The organism is Mucilaginibacter sp., from assembly GCF_028287845.1.
Classification (GTDB): domain Bacteria; phylum Bacteroidota; class Bacteroidia; order Sphingobacteriales; family Sphingobacteriaceae; genus Mucilaginibacter.
The window spans coordinates 1-5,744 of sequence record NZ_JAQBOW010000112.1 but is presented as its reverse complement, the minus strand read 5'-3'; the positions used below and the strand labels follow the sequence as shown (position 1 = coordinate 5,744).

The 5,744-nt window shown below is 39.4% G+C and carries 4 protein-coding genes; all 4 read left to right on the top strand.

Translation table 11 applies throughout. The features are described 5' to 3' along the window. Positions 1-4,090: DNA-directed RNA polymerase subunit beta' (rpoC, locus tag JWP71_RS11640; RefSeq protein WP_299500010.1), on the top strand; the 4,090-nt coding region annotated here is incomplete at its 5' end. 68 nt (positions 4,091-4,158) lie between these two features. After that, positions 4,159-4,470 carry a DUF3467 domain-containing protein gene (locus tag JWP71_RS11635; RefSeq protein WP_299500009.1) on the top strand — a complete coding sequence of 104 codons (312 nt, stop codon included), beginning with the start codon at positions 4,159-4,161 and terminating at the stop codon, positions 4,468-4,470. Between the two features lie 65 nt (positions 4,471-4,535). After that, positions 4,536-5,498, top strand: a complete 963-nt coding sequence (locus JWP71_RS11630; RefSeq protein ID WP_299500007.1) for a PfkB family carbohydrate kinase — start codon at positions 4,536-4,538, stop codon at positions 5,496-5,498. A 23-nt stretch (positions 5,499-5,521) separates the two neighbouring features. After that, a partial coding sequence (locus JWP71_RS11625; protein WP_299500003.1) for an NAD-dependent epimerase/dehydratase family protein occupies positions 5,522-5,744 on the top strand: 223 nt, incomplete at its 3' end.

The window sequence follows — 5,744 nt, the reverse complement described above, 5'->3', positions numbered from 1 at the left end:
CCATTGCGGTAAATACAAACGTATCCGTTACAAAGGTATCGTGTGCGACCGTTGCGGTGTTGAAGTAACCGAGAAAAAAGTGCGTCGTGAGCGTATGGGCCACATCAATTTGGTGGTTCCGGTTGCTCACATCTGGTATTTCCGTTCGTTACCAAATAAAATTGGTTACTTATTGGGCCTACCTACAAAAAGACTTGATCTGATCATATATTATGAAAGATATGTAGTTATCCAGGCCGGTGTTAAAGAAAGTGACGGAATCCAGAAAATGGACTTCCTGACTGAAGAAGAATACCTGGATATATTAGATACGCTTCCAAAAGAAAATCAATACTTAGACGATAAGGATCCACAGAAATTTGTAGCCAAAATGGGTGCAGAAGCTTTGGAAGAATTATTAAAACGTATTGATCTTGATGAATTATCATTTAGCTTACGCCACCAGGCAGCTACCGAGACTTCACAACAACGTAAAAACGAAGCGTTAAAACGCTTACAAGTTGTTGAGGCTTTCCGTGGTGCAAAAACAAGGATAGAGAATAACCCTGAGTGGATGATTGTTAAGATCGTTCCGGTTATCCCGCCTGAGTTGCGCCCGTTAGTACCTCTTGAAGGTGGCCGTTTCGCAACGTCAGATTTAAATGATCTTTACCGTCGTGTAATTATTCGTAACAACCGTTTAAAACGTTTGATCGAGATAAAAGCGCCTGAGGTAATTTTACGTAACGAAAAACGTATGTTACAGGAAGCTGTAGATTCGTTATTTGATAACTCACGTAAAGTTAACGCGGTGAAAACCGAAGGTAACCGTGCATTGAAATCACTTTCAGACATCCTGAAAGGTAAACAAGGCCGTTTCCGTCAAAATTTATTAGGTAAACGTGTGGATTACTCTGCCCGTTCTGTAATTGTTGTAGGTCCTAACCTTAAATTACATGAATGCGGTTTACCAAAAGATATGGCTGCCGAATTGTTTAAACCATTTATCATTCGCAAGATGATTGAGCGTGGTGTGGTTAAAACAGTAAAATCTGCCAAGAAAATAGTCGACCGTAAAGACCCATTAGTTTGGGATATATTAGAGAATGTATTAAAAGGCCACCCGGTGTTATTAAACCGTGCGCCTACGTTACACAGGTTAGGTATACAATCATTCCAGCCAAAACTGGTTGAAGGTAAAGCTATACAACTGCACCCGTTAACTTGTACCGCCTTTAACGCGGATTTTGACGGTGACCAGATGGCTGTTCACGTACCACTGGGTAACGCTGCAATATTAGAGGCTCAGGTATTAATGCTTGCGTCGCACAATATTTTAAATCCGGCTAACGGAACACCTATTACCGTTCCATCACAGGATATGGTGCTTGGTTTGTACTACATAACCAAAGGCCGTAAAACTGATGCTGACCGTGTTGTAAAAGGCGAAGGTTTAACTTTCTACTCTTCTGAAGAAGTTATCATCGCTTACAATGAGCGCAAAATTGACCTGCACGCGTTTATAAAGGTTAAAGTTTTGATTAAAGAACGTGATGGCGTTATTGTAAGCAAGATTATTGATACTACTGTTGGCCGTGTGTTGTTTAATGAGCACGTTCCGGTTGAAGTAGGTTACATAAATGAATTGCTTACCAAAAAATCATTACGTGATATTATTGGTGAGGTTGTAAAAATTACCGGTATGGCACGCGCTGCCCAGTTCCTTGATGATATTAAGGAATTAGGTTTCAGAATGGCGTTCCAGGGTGGTTTATCATTTAATTTAAAGGATATCAATATCCCTGCAGAAAAAGTTACACTTATTGCACAAGCTTCTAAGCAAGTGGAAGAAGTAATGGGTAACTATAACATGGGTTTCATTACCAATAACGAGCGTTACAATCAGATTATCGATATCTGGACACGTATCAACAATCGCTTAACTGCGAATGTAATGGATATCTTATCTACCGATAATCAGGGCTTTAACTCTGTTTACATGATGCTTGATTCGGGCGCGCGTGGTTCTAAAGAGCAGATCCGTCAGCTTGCAGGTATGCGTGGTTTGATGGCTAAGCCTCAAAAATCAGGTTCAGGTGGTGAAATTATCGAGAATCCGATCCTTTCAAACTTTAAAGAAGGTTTGTCAGTATTAGAATACTTTATATCAACCCACGGTGCACGTAAAGGTTTGGCCGATACTGCATTGAAAACAGCTGATGCTGGTTACCTGACCCGTCGTTTACATGACGTTGCACAGGATATGATAGTTGGTACTGTTGATTGCGGAACATTAAGAGGTATATACACTACTGCGTTAAAAGATAACGAGGATATTGTTGAGCCATTATATGACCGTATTTTGGGCCGTACCTCTTTACATGATGTGTTTGATCCTATTACTAATGAATTGTTAGTAACAGCAGGTCAGGATATTACCGAAGAGATTGGTAAAACAATAGAAAACTCTCCGTTAGAGGGTATCGAAATACGTTCGGTATTAACATGCGAAAGTAAACGCGGTGTATGTGCATTATGTTATGGCCGTAACCTTGCAAGCGGTAAACGCGTGCAAAAAGGCGAGGCTGTTGGTGTAATTGCCGCGCAATCAATCGGTGAGCCGGGTACACAGTTAACATTACGTACATTCCACGTGGGTGGTACTGCATCAAACATTGCTGCAGAATCACAAATTAACGCGAGGTTTGACGGTGTTATTGAATTTGAAAATGTGCGTACAGTTGCCTATAAAACTGAAGACGGCATTGTAGATGTAGTATTAGGCCGCTCAGGCGAGTTCCGTATAGTTGAAGAGGGAAGCAATAAAATTATTGTAACCAACAACATTCCATACGGTTCATACTTATACATTAAAGATAACAGCAAAATCAAAAAAGGCGACCGTATTTGTTCATGGGATCCGTATAACGCGGTTATCATATCAGAATTTGCCGGTGTGGCGCAGTTTGAAGCTGTATTAGAGGGTATCACTTTCCGTGAAGAATCTGATGAGCAAACAGGTCACCGCGAAAAGGTAATTATTGATACAAGAGACAAAACCAAGAATCCGGTTATTCAGGTAGCTGATAATAAAGGAAACCTTATTAAAGGATATAACATCCCGGTAGGCGCTCACATCGCGGTTGATGAAGGCGAGAAATTACAAACAGGACAGATCATCGCTAAAATACCTCGTTCAACAGGTAAAACAAGAGATATCACCGGTGGTTTACCACGTGTAACAGAGTTATTTGAAGCACGTAACCCATCAAACCCTGCTGTAGTTACCGAAATTGATGGTGTTGTAACCTTAGGTGGTGTTAAACGTGGTAATCGTGAGATCACCATTGAATCAAAAGACGGACAAGTTAAAAAATACCTGGTTCCATTGTCTAAACACATCCTTGTACAGGATAATGACTTTGTGAAGGCTGGTATGCCGTTATCTGATGGTTCAATATCTCCTGCTGATATCCTGGCTATTAAAGGCCCGGCTGCAGTACAAGAGTATCTGGTTAATGGTATACAAGAAGTTTACCGTTTACAAGGTGTGAAGATCAATGATAAACACTTTGAGGTTATCGTTCACCAAATGATGCAGAAAGTAGCTATCGAAGACGCGGGCGATACTCGTTTCTTAGAGAAAGAAGCTGTTGACAGTTGGGATTTCATGCTGGAAAATGACGACATCTTTGATAAAAAGGTTGTTGTTGAGCCGGGAGATTCTGCCACGCTGAAAGCCGGTCAGATACTATCTGTACGTAGGTTAAGAGACGAAAACTCAATTTTAAAACGTAAAGATTTAAAACTGGTTGAAGTGCGTGACGCAATCGCGGCTACTTCAAGCCCAATGTTGCAGGGTATTACCCGTGCATCATTAGGTACTAAATCGTTTATCTCAGCAGCATCGTTCCAGGAAACCACCAAGGTTCTGAACGAAGCAGCAATTGCAGGTAAAAAAGATTTAATGCTTGGCTTGAAAGAAAACGTAATTGTTGGTCACCTTATCCCTTCAGGAACCGGTTTACGCGAATACGAAAATATCCGTGTAGGTTCACAAGAGGAATTTGATCGCTTAATGGCCTCAAAAGCTGAAGAAGTAGAAGCTTAATCAATTTAAGTCAATAAATAAATTAGCAAGCCTTCCGCAAAACGGAAGGCTTTTGCTATTTTAGCAGTATGGAAGAACCAAGCGAAAACCAATTAAATATTGAACTTTCTGAAGAAATTGCAGAAGGTATTTATTCAAACCTGGCCATAATAACCCACTCAAGCTCAGAGTTTGTACTTGATTTTATTCGTGTTATGCCCGGTATACCTAAGGCAAAAGTAAAGTCACGTATAATTTTAACGCCGGAGCATGCCAAAAGATTATTAACGGCCCTTGGAGATAATATTGAAAAATTCGAAGCAGCAAATGGCCGAATTAAAGTACAACAGGAAACATCAGGGTTCCCGATGAATTTTGGCGGTACAATGGGACAGGCGTAGCAAATTATTGCGCTTTATTATTATCTTATTTAACGATATTTGCATTTTATCAATTTATATAACTAATGCCTGTATACAAATTCCCCGACCATAAAAAAGCAAAAATTTGTGTAATAGGGGATATAATGCTTGACCATTATATTAATGGTTCGTGTGATCGTATTTCGCCTGAAGCTCCTGTGCAAATCATAGATGTAACCGATGAGGTTTATAGTTTAGGAGGAGCAGGCAATGTGCTTAAAAATTTGCAGGCGTTTGGTTGCGATGGTTCACTTATAAGTATAAGCGGTAATGACGATACAAGCCAGATTGTTGTTGAAGAGCTGCAAAAAATCACTCCGGCTTTTTATCATCTTGCAAAGGATGGTAACCGTCGTACCACTATAAAATCAAGAGTAGTTGTAAACAGGCATCAGTTAATAAGGTTGGATAAGGAAGATAAAATTTATTGTGCCGATGCTATTGCTGATGATATATTTGAGTTTTTAAAAACAAAGATCACAGAACTTGATGTTGTAATATTATCTGATTATTGTAAGGGTGTATTAAGCACCCGTTTGGTAAAAAATATTATTAAATTATGTACTGATAATAAAGTAATTACCATAGTTGATTCAAAAGATAAAGACCTGTCAAAATATTATAAAGCCACTTTAATAAAGCCCAATAAAAAGGAGGCCTCGTTAGCGTCAGGAATAAGTATAATAAACGATACTACATTGGAGCAAGCCTGTAAAAAAATTGCCGATGTAACAGCTTGCCAAACTGTTATTGTTACCCTGTCAGAAGATGGTATTGCTATTTATGACCAAAATAAACTTACAAAAAAGCCTACCAAAGCGCTTGGTATATTTGATGTAACAGGTGCCGGTGATACGGTTATTGCAGCTTTAGCATTTGCATTAGCTAATGAATTATCAATATCCGAAGCCTGTGATTTTGCAAATAGCGCGGCAGCAATTGTTGTGGCTAAATTTGGCAGCGCTGTAGCCACGTTAGAGGAAATTAATAATTTGAACAGCAAATAATAAACAAAACATAGTATTTAATAATGGATAAAAACTCCAAAATATATATTGCCGGTCATAGAGGAATGGTGGGTTCGGCTATTTATCGTAAGCTGGTGAAAGAAGGGTATACAAATATTATAACCCGTATATCTTCTGAACTGGACCTGCGCAGCCAGCAACAAGTTGCCGATTTTTTTGAACAGGAAAAGCCGGACTATGTGTTTTTAGCAGCAGCTAAAGTTGGAGGCATTATTGCCAATGATA

Coding starts and splice junctions, on each gene's coding strand:
- JWP71_RS11635 (WP_299500009.1), top strand. CDS start 4,159: ATGGAAGAACCAAGCGAAAACCAATTAAATATTGAACTTTCTGAAGAA.
- JWP71_RS11630 (WP_299500007.1), top strand. CDS start 4,536: ATGCCTGTATACAAATTCCCCGACCATAAAAAAGCAAAAATTTGTGTA.